Origin of the sequence: Sulfitobacter sp. SBS6, from assembly GCF_048285585.1 — a bacterium.
GTDB classification, from domain to species: domain Bacteria; phylum Pseudomonadota; class Alphaproteobacteria; order Rhodobacterales; family Rhodobacteraceae; genus Sulfitobacter; species Sulfitobacter pontiacus.
In genome coordinates this window covers 401239-414315 of record NZ_JBLWBA010000004.1, presented here as the reverse complement: position 1 = coordinate 414315, position 13077 = coordinate 401239, and the positions used below count along the sequence as shown (strand labels likewise).

The 13077-nt window shown below is 60.6% G+C and carries 14 protein-coding genes; 4 read left to right on the top strand and 10 right to left on the bottom strand.

Annotated features, from left to right (window positions below):
• Positions 1 to 49 precede the first annotated feature (49 nt).
• The gene (locus ACNQ62_RS03225) at positions 50 to 973 is read left to right on the top strand and encodes a diacylglycerol/lipid kinase family protein (RefSeq protein ID WP_418094184.1); all 924 of its coding nucleotides are present in this window, start codon (positions 50 to 52) and stop codon (positions 971 to 973) included.
• On the top strand, positions 970 to 1776 hold the full coding sequence (locus ACNQ62_RS03220) for a metallophosphoesterase family protein (protein WP_418094183.1): 807 nt from the start codon (positions 970 to 972) through the stop codon (positions 1774 to 1776). Before ACNQ62_RS03225 ends, ACNQ62_RS03220 begins: the two co-directional genes overlap by 4 nt.
• Position 1777: 1 nt before the next feature.
• On the opposite strand, the gene infB is transcribed toward ACNQ62_RS03220, so the two are convergent.
• The 6 genes from infB to pip all read right to left on the bottom strand — a co-directional run bounded on the left by infB (position 1778) and on the right by pip (position 9100).
• Entirely contained in the window at positions 1778 to 4261 is a 2484-nt protein-coding gene (gene infB / locus ACNQ62_RS03215; protein WP_005850858.1) for a translation initiation factor IF-2, read from the bottom strand.
• 9 nt (positions 4262 to 4270) lie between these two features.
• Positions 4271 to 4891: an RNA-binding protein gene (locus tag ACNQ62_RS03210; protein ID WP_005850857.1), complete on the bottom strand. Its 621-nt coding sequence runs from the start codon at positions 4889 to 4891 to the stop codon at positions 4271 to 4273.
• 22 nt (positions 4892 to 4913) lie between these two features.
• A complete protein-coding gene (nusA, locus tag ACNQ62_RS03205; protein ID WP_005850855.1) occupies positions 4914 to 6542 on the bottom strand; it encodes a transcription termination factor NusA in 1629 nt (542 codons plus the stop codon).
• Positions 6543 to 7121, bottom strand: a complete 579-nt coding sequence (gene rimP / locus ACNQ62_RS03200) for a ribosome maturation factor RimP (protein ID WP_005850854.1) — start codon at positions 7119 to 7121, stop codon at positions 6543 to 6545.
• 162 nt (positions 7122 to 7283) lie between these two features.
• Complete coding sequence (locus ACNQ62_RS03195; protein ID WP_418094182.1) at positions 7284 to 8132, bottom strand: ABC transporter substrate-binding protein; 849 nt, start codon at positions 8130 to 8132, stop codon at positions 7284 to 7286.
• Positions 8129 to 9100 (bottom strand): prolyl aminopeptidase, encoded by a 972-nt coding sequence (gene pip, locus ACNQ62_RS03190; RefSeq protein WP_418094181.1) that lies wholly within the window; start codon positions 9098 to 9100, stop codon positions 8129 to 8131. Before pip ends, ACNQ62_RS03195 begins: the two co-directional genes overlap by 4 nt.
• 48 nt (positions 9101 to 9148) lie before the next feature.
• Here pip and ubiG point away from each other — a divergent pair, with 48 nt between their 5' ends.
• Entirely contained in the window at positions 9149 to 9895 is a 747-nt protein-coding gene (gene ubiG / locus ACNQ62_RS03185; protein ID WP_064217204.1) for a bifunctional 2-polyprenyl-6-hydroxyphenol methylase/3-demethylubiquinol 3-O-methyltransferase UbiG, read from the top strand.
• Positions 9896 to 9907: 12 nt separating this feature from the next.
• Here ubiG and ACNQ62_RS03180 read toward each other — a convergent pair whose 3' ends face one another.
• The 4 genes from ACNQ62_RS03180 to ACNQ62_RS03165 are packed head-to-tail and all read right to left on the bottom strand — an operon-like array spanning position 9908 to position 12207.
• Positions 9908 to 10345, bottom strand: coding sequence for a MarR family winged helix-turn-helix transcriptional regulator (locus ACNQ62_RS03180; protein ID WP_418094180.1), 438 nt, complete (start codon positions 10343 to 10345; stop codon positions 9908 to 9910).
• Between the two features lie 9 nt (positions 10346 to 10354).
• Positions 10355 to 11185 carry a carbon-nitrogen hydrolase family protein gene (locus ACNQ62_RS03175; protein ID WP_418094179.1) on the bottom strand — a complete coding sequence of 277 codons (831 nt, stop codon included), beginning with the start codon at positions 11183 to 11185 and terminating at the stop codon, positions 10355 to 10357.
• Positions 11185 to 11442, bottom strand: a complete 258-nt coding sequence (grxC, locus tag ACNQ62_RS03170; RefSeq protein ID WP_005850844.1) for a glutaredoxin 3 — start codon at positions 11440 to 11442, stop codon at positions 11185 to 11187. Before grxC ends, ACNQ62_RS03175 begins: the two co-directional genes overlap by 1 nt.
• Before the next feature lie 36 nt (positions 11443 to 11478).
• Positions 11479 to 12207: a double zinc ribbon domain-containing protein gene (locus tag ACNQ62_RS03165; RefSeq protein ID WP_418094178.1), complete on the bottom strand. Its 729-nt coding sequence runs from the start codon at positions 12205 to 12207 to the stop codon at positions 11479 to 11481.
• Between the two features lie 17 nt (positions 12208 to 12224).
• On the opposite strand from ACNQ62_RS03165, the gene ACNQ62_RS03160 reads away from it, so the two are divergent.
• The gene (locus tag ACNQ62_RS03160) at positions 12225 to 13043 is read left to right on the top strand and encodes a hypothetical protein (RefSeq protein ID WP_064217208.1); all 819 of its coding nucleotides are present in this window, start codon (positions 12225 to 12227) and stop codon (positions 13041 to 13043) included.
• Positions 13044 to 13077: the final 34 nt, after the last annotated feature.

Genomic DNA, 13077 nt, shown 5'->3' with positions numbered 1-13077 from the left:
CATCCCCCTGCCCCAAGCGTTTGCTTAGGTCATCAAGGATGGATCAATCATGAAGCCTCAACGTGTTATCGTTATTCTGAACAGAGGTTCCGGCCGCCAAGACGGGACAGAGCGTAAGTCCCGGATTTCAGACAGGTTTCAACACCACGACATTCCCGTCAGCTTCGTTGAATTCTCGCCCAATGGCGCGGATTTGGGACAGGTGGCGCAATCGACTGCCGAGGCGAACCCCGATGCCACCATCGTCGCGTCAGGCGGCGACGGAACGATCAGCGGCGTCGCCTCGGGCTTGGCGCATGTGCCCAACCAGATGGGGATTATTCCCGCAGGCACCTTTAACTATTTCGCCCGTTCGCTGAACCTGCCCGAAACCGTTGACGAAGCCGTGGATGTCATCGCCAAAGGCATCCTGCGCCCCACGGACATCGCCAAGATCAATGGCAACGCGTTTCTGAACAACGCCAGCATCGGGGCCTATGCCGCCATTCTGAAAACCCGCGAAGGCATCTATGACCGCTGGGGTCGCAGCCGTGTTGCGGCCTATTGGTCGGTGGTCAAAGCGCTGGCAACACTCCGCGCGCCGCTCAGGCTGACGGTGACGATTGATGGCAAATCCTTTAAACATAGGACACCGCTGGTCTTTGCGATCAGCAACGCCTTTCAGCTGAATCAAATGGGGCTGAGCGGCGAAGACTGTATCGCCAAGGGCGGCATGGTGCTGCTGGTTGCCCCCGATACCAACCGCTGGGGGCTGTTCAAACACGCTGCCGCGCTGGCCCTTGGGGTCGCGAAACGTGAAACCGACTATCAAATGCACTGCGGGAACGAGATCACGCTTGAGATGCCGCATAAATCACGCCCCGTCGCCCGCGACGGAGAGCTAAGCCGCATGAAAGGCCCGTTCAAACTGCACATGCAGCGCGAGGCCCTGCAACTGATCGTTCCTGCCGAATTTAACGAGGCCGTCAGATGAGCACATTGGTGCATCTCTCAGATTTACACTTTGGCAAGGATCGACCCGACCTGCTGGAACCGCTGCTCTCTTGTGTGAACGAATTGAACCCCGATATGGTCGCCATCTCGGGCGATTTCACGCAGCGTGCGCGGCGGAGCCAGTTCGAGGAAGCGCATAACTTTATCCAGCGGATCAACGCGCCTGTCTTGGGTGTGCCGGGGAACCACGATGTCCTGCTTGACCGCCCGTTTCAGCGGTTTTTCATGCCATGGCGCAGGTATCGCAAATGGATCAACGCCGATCTGACGCCTCGGTATGAGGACGATGATATGGTCGTCATCGGCATCAACTCGGTCGATCGCTTTTCGTGGCAGACGGGAAAGCTGACGGCAGGGCGCATCGCGCATGCCTGCAAGGCGATGGACGACACCGCCGCGCGCAAAGCCCGCGTGTTGGTGGTGCATCACCCGCTAGAGCATCCCAATCACACCAAGAAAAAGCCCATACCCGGTGCCGAAATCGCGCTGGAAAAGCTGCTGTCTTGCGGGGCGAACCTGATCCTGTCGGGGCACCTCCACACGTGGCACGCAGAGAATTTTACCGTCGAATCCGGCGGCACCACGGCGATCCAGTTGCATGCGGGGACCAGCCTGTCGTCTCGCGTGCGCGGAGAGCCGAATGATTTCAACCTTGTGAAAATCTCGGACGATCAGGTCTGTGTCGACCGGCTGAGCTTTAACGAAGACAAACGGGTGTTCGAAACGACAGAAGCCCGGACATTTAACCGGGCTTCTGGTCATCAGATTTCGGACGAAGTGTAACTTAGTCCAGCGTACGCACGACTTCTTCACGTGTGAAGATTTCGATAACGTCGCCCGGACGGATGTCTTCGTAGTTCTCGAACGCCATACCACATTCCTGGCCTGACGGTACTTCGGCAACTTCGTCCTTGAAGCGCTTGAGCGTTTTCAGCGTGCCTTCGTGGATCACGACATCGTCGCGCAGCAGGCGCACACCAGCGGCGCGGCTTGCTTTGCCTTCGGTCACCAGACAGCCCGCAACCTTGCCAACGCCGGTCACTTTGAACACCTCTTTGATCGACGCATAGCCGATGAAGTGTTCGCGGATCTCGTTGCTCAGCAGGCCGCTTGCGGCAGCTTTCACATCATCAACCATGTCATAGATGACAGAGTAATACCGGATCTCGACACCCTTCTGGTTGGCCGAGGCACGGGCCGATGCGTTTGCACGGACGTTGAAACCGATGATCGGCGCGTTGGAGGCTTCGGCAAGACCAACGTCAGTGTCGGTGATCGCACCCACGCCCGAGTGAAGGACGCGCACGCGGACTTCGTCGTTGCCGATTTTCTCCATCGCTTGAACGATCGCTTCGGCAGAACCCTGAACGTCTGCTTTGATCAACAAAGGCAGCTCGCTAATGGTTTCGTTCACCTTGGCGTTCGCCATCAGCTGTTCCAGCGTCGTCGCAGCACCAGCCGCAGCGCGTTTGTCTTTGGCGGCTTTTTCACGGTATTCCGCAATCTCGCGCGCCTGCGCTTCGGTGTCGGTGACGTTCAGAACGTCGCCCGCACCCGGTGTCCCGTTAAGGCCAAGCACCTCTACCGGCACGGACGGGCCTGCTTCTTTCACGCGCTCGCCCTGATCGTTGATCAGCGCACGGACCTTACCGTACTGCTCGCCCACAACAAAGATGTCGCCCTGACGCAGCGTACCGTTCTGAACAAGAACAGTCGCAACGGGGCCGCGGCCCACGTCAAGCTGCGCTTCGATCACGGCACCGACCGCGGCGCGGTTCGGGTTCGCTTTCAGTTCCAGCAGTTCTGCTTGCAGCGCGATGGCTTCCAGCAGTTCGTCCAGACCTTGACCCGTGGTTGCCGATACTTCGACGTCCTGTGTTTCACCGGACATCTTTTCAACGATGACCTCGTGCTGCAGTAGGTCCGTACGGACTTTGTCAGGGTTGGCTTCGTATTTGTCGATCTTGTTGATCGCCACGATCATCGGCACCTTGGCCGCTTTCGCGTGGTTAATCGCTTCGATCGTCTGAGGCATCACAGCATCATCCGCCGCGACCACCAGAACGACGATGTCGGTGACTTGCGCACCGCGCGACCGCATCGAGGTAAAGGCCGCGTGGCCCGGTGTATCGAGGAAGCTCAGAACCTGACCGTTGTCGGTTGTGACCTGATAGGCACCGATGTGCTGCGTGATACCGCCCGCTTCGCCGGACTGAACCTTGGCTTTGCGGATCGCGTCAAGCAGCGATGTCTTACCGTGGTCAACGTGGCCCATGATCGTGATGACCGGAGGACGCGAGACCAGATCTTTCGGATCGTCTTCGGCTTCCTTGATCACGTCTTCAACGTCAGCGTCGGAAACGCGCACCACTTTGTGGCCGAATTCCTCGATGATCAGCTCGGCTGTGTCAGCGTCGATGGTTTCGTTCTGTGTGACCATCATGCCGTTTGTCATCAATGCTTTGACGACAGCGCCAACGCGTTCGGCCATCCGGTTCGCCAGTTCGGAAACCACGATCGCCGGAGGCAGGTTGACGTTGCGCACGACCTTTTCACGCTCAACCGAACCGCCCATTGCCTTCTGGCGCTGGCGTTCCTGCTTGCGTTTCATCTGCGCCATGGACCGTTGACGGCCACCTTCGCCACCGGACAAAGCCTGGTTCAGCGTCAGTTTCCCGGAACGACGGCTATCGTCGCCACCCTTGTTGCGCTTGTTGGTTTCCTCGCGGTCGCCTTCTTTCTTGCGGGCCGCAGGGGTCGGTGCGCCGGATTTGATGTTCGGCGAACGCGGCGCGGCAGGGGCCGCTGCGGGGGCTGCGGCAGCGGCTGCTGCGGCTTCCGCTTCTTTCTTGCGGCGCTCGTCCTCTTCGGCTTTCGCCTTCAGGCTTTCCTCGCGCTCACGCTCTTCGGCTTCCTTCGCCTCGATCTCGGCACGACGGCGTTCGCGGTCTTCCGCGCGGGCCTTTTCCTCGGCTGCGCGTGCTTCGGCTTCTTCCGCCTCGCGGGCGCGGGCAGCCTGAACCGCCTTCAACCGGCGTTCCATTTCGGAATCGGTGATCCCTGCCGGACGCTTGGAGGGATCCCCGAGCGATGGATTGCTACCGCCGCCGGCTTTTGCGCCAGCAGGTTTGGGCACCACAACGCGCTTGCGCTTGGTTTCGACCACGACGTTTTTCGTCCGCCCGTGGCTAAAGCTTTGCTTTACGTTGCCGGGACGCGAAGACGCTCCCCGCAGGCCCAATGTCTTTTTGCCGTCACTATCGCTCATGAAGCTCGTCTATCCTTTCGGGTGACCGTTGCCACCCTCGTTTATGCGCACGCCTTTTAACCGCTGAGCCTCCTCTACAACACGAGAGGTAAGACCACCAGAGGCGAGCGCCCCATGTATCACAGTTTGGCGTCCGAAAGCCAAACCCAATTCGTCTGCCGTCAGCCAGCCAATGTAATGGCCGTAATGCGGCGTGCTTAGTTTCGATTTGCCGCGGCCCGATCCATCTACTGCCTGGATCAACACTTCGGCTTCTTCCATTTGCAGCCAACCTTTGACTTTTTCGTAGCCCGCAACGGCCTTGCCCGCCTTGCGTTGCAACGAAATCAGGTCAACCACACGGCGGACAAGTTGCTTTTCAACTTCATCCACCAAATCATCCGCAACCTTGACAGGTTGCTTGGCCGAGCGGGCGAACAGACCCTTCTTGGCCGCTTTTTCCAACGCGGCCCGATCCGCTGACACATACATCCCCCGACCGGGCAGTTTCCCCATTATATCCGGGAAAACATGCATGTCGGGACCAATGACAAAGCGGATCAGCCCGTTTTTGGGCTGCGCCTCGCCAGTGGCGATACACTTTCGTTCGGGACCGTCTTGCCGGTCTTTAGAAACGCCACCACGTGTCATATCGTTCCCCAAGGCCCCGCGATCAGGCCTCGGCCTCCTCGTCCGTGTCGATGTCGGCATCGAATTCTTCGTCGACATCATCCGCTTCAAGCTCCGCAGGATCGACCCAGCCCAGCAGGACGCGCGCGGTCATGATCAGCTTTTGCGCATCTTCCAGCGACAGATCGAAAGGTTCAAGTGTCCCTTCATCCTTGGTGCGTTCGCCATTCACGGTAGTCCAGCCACCGGCCAGCTCCCAATCCGCGCAAGTCGCGAAATCTTCGAGCGTTTTAACGTCGTCTTTGGCCAGTGCCTCAATCATTTGGGGTGTCAGACCGTCGAATTCAATAAGCGTGTCGTCCACACCCAAGGCGCGCGCCGCATCAAGCGCCGCTTTGTTCTGCGCTTCGATCACGTCACGGGCGCGGGCTTGCAGCTCGCTTGCGGTGTCTTCGTCAACACCGTCGATGACCAGCAGCTCGTCCACTTCGACATAGGCGACTTCTTCGAGGTTGGTGAACCCTTCGGAGACCAGAAGCTGGGCAAAGAATTCGTCCAGATCCAGATTATCCATGAACAGCTTGGTGCGCAGTTCGAACTCTGCCTGACGGCGCTGGCTCTCTTGCTCTTCGGTCATGATGTCGATGTCCAGACCGGTCAGCTGCGACGCCAGACGCACGTTCTGACCACGACGACCAATCGCCAGCGACAGTTGTTCTTCGGGAACGACGACTTCGATCTTGCCCGCTTCCTCGTCCAGAACAACCTTGGAGACCTCGGCAGGCTGAAGCGCGTTCACAAGGAACGTCGGCTGGTCTTCGTTCCACGGGATAATGTCGATCTTTTCGCCCTGAAGCTCGTTCACAACGGCCTGAACGCGGCTGCCGCGCATACCAACGCAGGCCCCCACAGGGTCGATGGAGCCATCATAAGAGATGACAGCGATTTTCGCGCGCGAACCTGGGTCACGGGCAACGGCTTTGATCTCGATGATGCCGTCATAGATTTCAGGCACTTCCATCTTGAACAGCTCGGCCATGAATTCGGGCGCGGTGCGGCTCAGGAAAATCTGCGGGCCACGCTGTTCGCGACGCACATCCTTGATGTACACGCGGATACGGTCATTCGGGCGATAGCTTTCGCGGCCGATTTTCTCGTTGCGACGCAGGATCGCTTCGCCAGCGCCCACATCGACGATAACGTTGCCATATTCCTCGCGCTTGACCAGACCGTTGATGATCGTGCCGGCGCGGTCCTTGAATTCTTCGTACTGGCGGTCACGCTCGGCTTCGCGGACCTTCTGCAAGATCACCTGCTTGGCGGATTGCGCGGCGATACGGCCCATTTCAACCGGTGGAACTTCTTCGCTGAATTCCTGACCGACTTCGGGGTTGGCCATATACTGCTTGGCCTGCTCTACCGTGAACTCCGCCTGATAGTTCTCAAGCTCGTCATCGGCCACAACCGTACGCACACGGGTAAAGGTCGCGCGACCGGTCTTGCGGTCGATGGAAACGCGAATGTCCATCTCAGCGCCGTAGCGCGACTTCGCCGCCCGAGCGAGCGATTCTTCCATCGCTTCAACCACGAGATTGGGGTCGATCATCTTTTCGCGGGCCACAGCCTCGGCGGTTTGCAGCAGTTCCAGCTGGTTGGCAGATGTAATGGCCATTTAGTCGTCTCCCTCGGTGGACCCTTCGGTCTCGATGTCATCGAATTTGGTTTCGTCAATCGCACCGGACGCTTTGCGTTGGCGCAGCATTTCTTTGATCAGATCGTCGGTCAGAACCAGTTTGGCGTCGGTCAGCCAATCGAACTTGAGCCCGATGGTGCCTTCCTCGACGTTGATCAGCACCTCGTCATCCTCGACGCCTGCCAGCTCGCCCTTAAAGCGGCGGCGGCCGTCGATCAGTTCGCCGGTCTCGATCTTGGCCTCATAGCCCTCGAACATCTCGAAATCCTTGAGCCGCGTCAGCGGGCGGTCGATGCCGGGGCTCGACACTTCAAGGGTGTATTCATCAAGGATCGGATCCTCGACATCCATGACAGCGCTGATGGATTGGCTGATCAGGGCCAGCTCGTCCACCTCGATACCGCCATCGGGACGGTCTGCCATCACCTGCAATGTCGTCGACTTGCCCGACATCAGGCGAACGCGCACCAGTTCAAACCCCATATCCTCGATCACCGGTGTGATGATCTCGGCCATGCGGCGATCAATGGCTGCTTTTGCAATCAGGTCGTTGTTCATAATCTCACTATCATCCTGCAGTTTCGAGCAGGCACAAAAAAACGGGCGCGCGGCCCGTGTTCAAGATCGGTGGAGCCTCAGGTGTGGACCCCGATGCGCCGCTGTTGAGACGTCATATACGCCCGTATCTGTGAAACTGCAAGCCCCGTGTGCCTGCCCTGCTTAGGCCAGCCACCAGCGTTCGGCGGCGCGCAGGTTGTCCAACGGGCGATGCTGGCCGGTGCGCAGGGGCATGGCGATGCTGCGTGACACCGCATGGGTCACCCCGCGTGCATGGGGCAGCAAGGCAATATCATCATAGGATTGAAGGGCTTCGCCATCATTCAGGTCTGCCGCTTCGACCAGATATTCAGCCATCGCCTGCGCACGGACCTGCTGCGCGGGAATGGACACCAGTTCAACCGTATCGAACCAGCCGGCGCTGCGCCCTTTGTAGTGATCCGCCACACGTTCGGCCAAAACCTGCTGACCCGGCGTAAATCTTCGCAGACGGTACAGGCCTGTGCCGATGCCTTCGTCCATCGCGTGGGCGGCGCGGATCACATGACGCGGGTCCGCCAGCGTAAAGGGCAAGTCCATCGCGGGCGCATCCATCGTGATGCGCAGCTGATGGGGGCCCGTCGCCTCTACCACACCGTCCAGCGCGAGGGACGCGACAACATCGCGCGCGGTCATGGGGCGTTGATCGTGAAACAGCACATCCTTGCGCAGATCGACCAGCCAGACGCGCCCGTCGGCGCTGCCTTGCCAGGCTGTTGCCAGCTCTCCGCGCAGGGTGCCGTCAGCGGCGATTTCGGTCAGCGTATCAAAGATTAGCCCCTGCCGCGCCACCTGCATGAACAGGCCATCGCCCTGCCCCCAAGTATCGCTGCGCGCCGCGCCCGACAGCGCCATCCGCAACCGCCCGCCCGCTTTGGGCATGGACGCCGCAGACACACCTGTCGCCGCCAGCAAGGCCGCCGCAGCACCCGAGGCAAATAAAGCACGGCGATCCATCAAAGAGCGGGTCATTGCGCGGCAATCCTGTCCATCGTGCGCACCAGTTCGGCGCTGATGCCGGGCTCAGACAGCGCATGACCGGCATTGCGCACCATCTTCAGCTCGGCATTAGGCCAAGCCTGCGCCAGTTCATACGCGCTGGAGGGGGGGCAAATCATATCGTAGCGGCCTTGCACAATCACGCCGGGGATATGGGCAATGCGGTCCACATGCGCAAGGATCTGGCCGTCAAACTCAAGAAATCCGGCGTTGGTGAAATAGTGATTCTCAAGCCGGGCGAAGGTGCGCGAATATTCCCCCGGTCCCTCATACGATCCGCCCGACGCATGGATCGAAGCCAGCGCGTTTTCCCACGCGGCCCAGGCCTTGCCGTATTTCACCTCGGTCATGCGGTCACCGCAGAACAGCCGCCGGTGGTAGGCGGCGATCAGATCGCCGTGCTCGGCTTCGGGGATCAGGCCGGTAAACCGCGCCCAAAGATCGGGCCAGAACTTGCCCGCGCCGCCGCCATAGAACCAGTCAAGCTCCGCCTGCGTCATCATGAAAACGCCGCGCAGGATGATGTTGCGCACCCTCTCGGGGTGGGTTTCGGCATAGATCAACGCCAGCGTCGCGCCCCAGCTGCCCCCAAAGGCAATCCATTTCTCGATGCCAAGCGCTTTGCGGATGCGTTCGATATCCGCGACCAGATCCCATGTGGTGTTATTGAGGACCGACGCAAAAGGCTTGGACCGCCCGCACCCGCGTTGGTCAAACAGGATCACGTGATATTTTGCCGGATCGAAATAGCGCCGCATCGACGGGCTGCACCCGCCGCCGGGGCCGCCATGCAGGACCACCACGGGAATGCCATCGGGGTTGCCGCATTGCTCGACATAGATCGAATGACCATCGCCCACATCCATCATCCGCTGATCGAAGGGATCGATCGGCGGGTGAAGATATTGCACTGCGCGCTTTTGGTCCGGGATTTTGTCCATTACAGCCCTATATAGTCATTGGACCCAAAAGAGCACAGAGAGATCAGAATGCAAGCGCCTCAAAGCACTGTTGACCCCGCCGAGATCGAAAAGTTTCAGGCCATGGCCGCCGAATGGTGGGACGAGAACGGCAAGTTCAAGCCGCTGCATATGCTCAATCCCTGCCGTCTGGATTACATCACCTCCCAAATCGCCGGAGAGTTCGACCGTGACCTGAAATCGCCCGAGCCGTTTCGCGGGCTGCGGATTCTGGACATCGGCTGTGGCGGCGGGCTGCTGTCGGAACCGATGGCGCGGTTGGGTGCGACCGTGGTCGGTGCCGATGCCGCAGCAGGCAACATCCCCGTCGCGCAGGTCCATGCGCAGCAATCGGGGCTCGACATCGACTATCGTCACACCACAGCCGAGGCGCTCGCCGAAGCGGGGGAACAATTCGACGTAGTGCTGAACATGGAGGTGGTCGAACATGTCGCCTCTCCTATCGATTATCTGATCGCCTGCCGCACCCTGCTGAAACCCGGCGGGCTGCACATCTGTTCAACGCTGAACCGAAACCCCAAGTCTTTCATGATGGCGATTGTCGGGGCAGAGCACGTGATGCGCTGGCTGCCCAAGGGCACCCATGAATGGTCGAAATTCATCACGCCGGATGAACTCTTTGACCTGCTGCACAAGGCGGGCCTGACGGCGGTGGATCGCAAAGGCTTCGTGTTTAACCCGATCACATGGTCGTGGCGTCTGTCGGACCGTGACCTGAGCGTGAACTACGTCACCGCCAGCCTGAAGCCAGAGTGACCCAAACCGGCGTCAGCCTTCAAGCTGGCGCCGCAGGGCGCGCAGGGTATCAAGCGTGGCACGCACCTGCTCCTCGCCCAGATCATCGGCCACGTCATTGATCAACGGCGAAATTTGCCGGATCGCATGATCCCGCGCATTGCGCCCTGCGGGGCTGATCGCCACCATCTTGCGCCGCGCATCGTCCCAATCGGGGCGGATATGCACATAGCCCGCCCAGACCAGTTTATTCAGCGTGTTCGTCATCGCGCCACGGGTGACATTGAACGTCTCGGCCAGCTGCGCGGGGGTCTTTTCGCCGTCATGCCAGGCCAGATTGTTCAGCACCGAAAAATGCGAAATCTCCATGCCTTTGGGCAGCGCCCGGGTCAGCCGGTTGCGCATCCGTTGATCAGCCGACAGCAATTCGCTGATCAACGTGATCGCAAGTGAGTTTCGATTTTCCGTCATAAGCCGTTACTAAGGTGCCTTGAAATCCCGCCGGTTGGCAAGACTGGGTACGCGGGTACGTGCCTGATGTACACGCGCCATGTCCAGCGTGAACGGATAAATGCCCGGCGCGGTGCCCGCATCCAGCAGCACCTCGCCCCACGGGGCAACAACCAGCGAATGGCCGTAGGTGTCGCGGGTCTTGTGGCTGTCGCTGGCATGGGTGCCGGTCTGCGCGGGGGCCAACACGAAACACCCTGTCTCGATCGCGCGGGCCCGCAGCAGCATGTGCCAATGCGCGGCACCGGTCACGGGCGAAAACGCGGCGGGCATGGTCAGGATCGTGGCCCCCGCATCCACCAACGCCTGATAGAGCTTGGGAAAGCGCATGTCATAGCAGATGCTCATCCCGATTTTGGCGAAAGGCGTCTGCGCCACAACCGCCTGATCGCCGGGGCGGTAGCCTGCCGATTCGCGGTAGCTTTCGCCCGCGTCGATATCCACGTCGAACATATGGATCTTGTCGTAGCGGGCTTTGATCTGCCCCTGCGGATCAATCAGGAACGACCGGTTGGCAAAGCGCCCGTCCGCATCCCGCGTTTTCAGCCCAAGCGATCCGATCAGCAGCCAGATGCCCGCCTCTTGCGCCACATCCCGCAGGGCGGCGAGGGTGATGTCATCGTCTTCGTGCTGCAAAACGCTGCGCTGGTGGTCGCGGCTGGTCGAGACGCAGTTCGTGACCTCGGGCGTGAGGACAAACGCCGCCCCCTGCGCCGCGGCATCGCGCACCATCTCTACCGTGCCCGCCAGATTGCGGGCCGGTGTATCGCTGACGTTCAGCTGGATCAGCGCCGCCTGCATCAGGAGGCCAACAAAGCGTCCAGCTTGCCCGCGCGCTCAAGCGCGTAAAGGTCATCACAGCCGCCGACATGGGTGTCGCCGATAAAGATCTGCGGCACAGTGCGCCCGCCATTGGCACGTTCGATCATCTCGGACTTACGTTCTGGCTGGGCAAGCACGTCGACCTCGGCAAAGCTCACGCCTTTTTCATTCAGCAGACGTTTGGCGGCATGGCAAAAGCCGCACAGCGGGGAGGTATAGATCTCAACAGGTTGCATGTTGATGTCCTTTCAACAAATGGGTTGGATCAAGACTTAAGTATCTTTTGCCACTCTTGCCAGTGTCACGACGCAGATTGGCCCTGCGCGTGCGTCCAGACAGGCCCGCGCCGACGCCTGTAATGTCGCGCCCGATGTCATCACGTCATCCACCAACAGCACCGGACGGTCACGCAGCAGGTCAGCGCGGCGGGGATGGGCGGTGATCGCGCCATCCAGATAGGCAAAGCGTTCGCGGCGTCCCTTCCCCTCTAGCGCGGCGGTGCGTCGGACGCGGCGCAGCGCGTCGGGGCACCACCCGAGCTTGTGTTCGCGGGCAAGTGCACGGGCCAGCAGGGCCGATTGGTTGAACCGCCGCTTCCACAGCCGCGCGTAATGCAGCGGCACAGGCACCACCAAAGTTTCAGGCGTGACGAAGGGCGCAATCACCTGCGCCATCCAGTGTCCTGCGGGTTTGGCGATGTCCTGACGGTCGCCGTGTTTCAGCGCCAGCACCAGTCGGCGGCCGGTATCTCGGTACAAAAGGGCTGCGCGCCCGTGGTCCCACGGCGGCGGCGCGGCAAGGCACGCGTCGCAGCGCACGTCTGTCTCGGACAGATCGCCCAGCAAGGGAATACCGCAGGTTTCGCAGACCACACCTTCGATGAACCCCGTGTCGCGCCAGCACGGGCCGCACAGCCCCCCATGTGCAGCCACCCACGCCCCGCACGCCAGACAGGACGGCGGGTAAATCAGCGCAACAGCGGTTTGTAACTGGTCTCGCATGATCTTATTATCCTTTCATGAACGCTTCACACACCCTGACCGATCGCGCGGCGCTGACCCGCAACCGCAGCCGCGCCACCGATGACGCCCTGTTCCTGCACCGCGCCGCGCTTGAAGAGGTCGATGATCGGCTGTCGCTGGTTAACAGAACCTTTAAGTCAGCGGCGATTGTCACCGGCTTCCCGCAGGTCTGGGGCGCGCTGCACCCCTCCGCGACGCTGGTGGAGGACACCGATACGCTTTCGCTGACCCAAGGCGCGCATGATCTGGTGGTCCATGCGATGGGGATGCATTGGGCGAATGATCCGGTGGGTCAGATCATCCAGTCACGCCGTGCCCTGCAACCCGATGGGCTGTTTTTAAGCGTTGGTTTCGGCGGGCAGACCCTGCACGAGCTGCGCGCCTGTCTGGGTCAGGCCGAGGCGTCGATCACCGGTGGGCTGTCGCCGCGGATCGCCCCTATGGCCGAGTTGCGTGATATCGGCGGGCTACTGCAACGGGCGGGGCTTGCGCTGCCGGTGGCGGATTCCGTGACGCTGACGACAGAATACAGCGATATCTGGCACCTGATGCGCGACCTGCGCGCCATGGGAGAGGCCAACGCGCTGACCAGCCGTCTGCGCCGTCCGAGTGGCCGCGCGATCTTTGACGCGGCGGGGCAGCTTTACCGCGACCACTACGCCACGCCAGAGGGGCGCATCAAAGCAAGCTTTGAGCTGGTCTTTCTGGCGGGCTGGGCACCGGCGGACAGCCAGCCCAAACCCCTGCGACCCGGCTCTGCGCAGCAGCGCTTGGCCGATGCGCTGGCCACGGCAGAAACGCCGCTGCGCGATTGACGCGCGACCATAACCGTTTATCTCAGCGCTAAAC

Excerpts from the sequence above, each read along its gene's own strand:
- ACNQ62_RS03225 (WP_418094184.1), top strand. The coding sequence starts at position 50 with ATGAAGCCTCAACGTGTTATCGTTATTCTGAACAGAGGTTCCGGCCGC.
- ACNQ62_RS03220 (WP_418094183.1), top strand. The coding sequence starts at position 970 with ATGAGCACATTGGTGCATCTCTCAGATTTACACTTTGGCAAGGATCGA.
- infB (WP_005850858.1), bottom strand. The coding sequence starts at position 4,261 with ATGAGCGATAGTGACGGCAAAAAGACATTGGGCCTGCGGGGAGCGTCT.
- ACNQ62_RS03210 (WP_005850857.1), bottom strand. The coding sequence starts at position 4,891 with ATGACACGTGGTGGCGTTTCTAAAGACCGGCAAGACGGTCCCGAACGA.
- nusA (WP_005850855.1), bottom strand. The coding sequence starts at position 6,542 with ATGGCCATTACATCTGCCAACCAGCTGGAACTGCTGCAAACCGCCGAG.
- rimP (WP_005850854.1), bottom strand. The coding sequence starts at position 7,121 with ATGAACAACGACCTGATTGCAAAAGCAGCCATTGATCGCCGCATGGCC.
- ACNQ62_RS03195 (WP_418094182.1), bottom strand. The coding sequence starts at position 8,132 with ATGACCCGCTCTTTGATGGATCGCCGTGCTTTATTTGCCTCGGGTGCT.
- pip (WP_418094181.1), bottom strand. The coding sequence starts at position 9,100 with ATGGACAAAATCCCGGACCAAAAGCGCGCAGTGCAATATCTTCACCCG.
- ubiG (WP_064217204.1), top strand. The coding sequence starts at position 9,149 with ATGCAAGCGCCTCAAAGCACTGTTGACCCCGCCGAGATCGAAAAGTTT.
- ACNQ62_RS03180 (WP_418094180.1), bottom strand. The coding sequence starts at position 10,345 with ATGACGGAAAATCGAAACTCACTTGCGATCACGTTGATCAGCGAATTG.
- ACNQ62_RS03175 (WP_418094179.1), bottom strand. The coding sequence starts at position 11,185 with ATGCAGGCGGCGCTGATCCAGCTGAACGTCAGCGATACACCGGCCCGC.
- grxC (WP_005850844.1), bottom strand. The coding sequence starts at position 11,442 with ATGCAACCTGTTGAGATCTATACCTCCCCGCTGTGCGGCTTTTGCCAT.
- ACNQ62_RS03165 (WP_418094178.1), bottom strand. The coding sequence starts at position 12,207 with ATGCGAGACCAGTTACAAACCGCTGTTGCGCTGATTTACCCGCCGTCC.
- ACNQ62_RS03160 (WP_064217208.1), top strand. The coding sequence starts at position 12,225 with ATGAACGCTTCACACACCCTGACCGATCGCGCGGCGCTGACCCGCAAC.